Annotated in this window: 1 protein-coding gene; it reads right to left on the reverse strand. The window is 34.3% G+C overall.

Going from position 1 to position 1,674, the window contains the following annotated elements:
- Positions 1-572 precede the first annotated feature (572 nt).
- Positions 573-1,340, reverse strand: a complete 768-nt coding sequence (locus tag P0108_RS07060) for a hypothetical protein (protein ID WP_064621841.1) — start codon at positions 1,338-1,340, stop codon at positions 573-575.
- Positions 1,341-1,674 lie beyond the last annotated feature (334 nt).

Here is a 1,674-nt window from a genome sequence, read left to right on the forward strand (position 1 = left end):
CCTCCTTATTAATCTAATAATGGGTTATAGGCCAAAAAGTGTGTAAGAAATCATGTCTTAGACCTTGCAATACAAGGGTTTTGCGGTAATCGAATCTGTTTTCTGCACATTCGCCACCTGGACAAAAAGTGTGTAAAAATAAGCTCATAACCCTTATAGCAGTAAGGCTCGCAGTATATCGAATGTGGGCTATTTCTTATATTAAGCGGCGTTCGAAGCATGTATTAGCTGAGTATTTAACAATAAATCGTCAAAGGCTGTTACTAACGCAGATTACGTACTGCACCAGTAACATATAACCCCGCTTATCTGTTGTTAACGCAGATTACGTACTGCACCAGTAACATATGACCGTTACTTTCTTAAGATACTTGACTGAGTTTTTAACAGTGCTGAGGCTAGTTTATGCCACAGAATACTCATCAGCTTAGTTTTACACACTTTTTGGCCTATAACCCCCTTTTTCCTCCTCTCTTATATAAAGAAGCGACCAAGATTTTCTTGGTCGCTTCATGTTCGTATAACACTCATATAATACCTAAAGAACTAGCTTTACAGTTAGATAATCCACCTTACTTGTATGCTCTTCCATTTAAGGAAACTAGAGAATCAAATAATTGCGTTTCATCTAGAATACTCTCAGTTGGAGTTCTTTCCGTTATTGCAAGTTCTTTATACTTACTAGTAATTCCCTTAACAGCTTCTAATATCGATGGTTTAGAAACTTTGGAATCACTTTTCCTATACTCTTTAATTAAATCAGAAACTGCAAAAATCCCTAATTCCTTAAATTTCTGAGTTCGGTCATGATCATTCAAAGTTTCATTATTACTGATTCTTTCAACATTAAACCTTGTATTGTTTACTTTTTCGTCATAAGCCATCCTAAACTCTAACGAATTTTTCCAACCATAGTCAGAATTGTAAACAAACTTTTCACCAGTTATGTCTTCAATAGCCATAGCTAGAATATACTCATAGCATCCAGCATCTCTACTATCATAAATAGCATCGTAAAGAGGTTTAATTGCCTTCAGTCCCAGTTTCAATATTCTTTGATAGTTTTTAGAATTCCTAATAAACTTTCCTGGATGTGCCTGCATAGCCACTTGTGGATTAGTCTTCGTCTCAGTTTCTAATTCCACCATCAACTTATTCATGGATCCCTTTATATCATCTAACGTTTCAGCATAAGCTACGTTTACTGGCATCAATTTATGAGCTATATTCCCACTATTCTTTGATGCTTGATTATTTCCAATAATAAAAATTCCAGTAAATACAAATAGAACCAATAAAAGTAAAGTTCCTAGCGAAATATACATTTTTTTCTTAGACATAGTATTACACCTCCTAGAATTCTATATTCTTAATTTGTTGTATACTCTCATAGTGTAGGATATTATCTTAGTTAAGTATCCATAGAGATTAAATTCTATTTTTCGCTTAACATTAAGATAATCGTTATGTCTTCGTTGCCTACACTGTCTAAACAGTTATACTATAGCGATATTAATATAACATGTTATATTGTTTTTATCAAGACACAAATTCATCTTAATCACCTAACTTATTTCTACCAATTACAGTGAACGCTCCCGCACGGTTAAGTGGGAGCATGTTACCGTTAATCAAATACAAGTCACCACCCTCACAGGCGGGAATCTTATCCAG

This window comes from Gardnerella sp. c10Ua_244 (assembly GCF_055818055.1).

Excerpts from the sequence above, each read along its gene's own strand:
- P0108_RS07060 (WP_064621841.1), bottom strand. The coding sequence starts at position 1,340 with ATGTCTAAGAAAAAAATGTATATTTCGCTAGGAACTTTACTTTTATTG.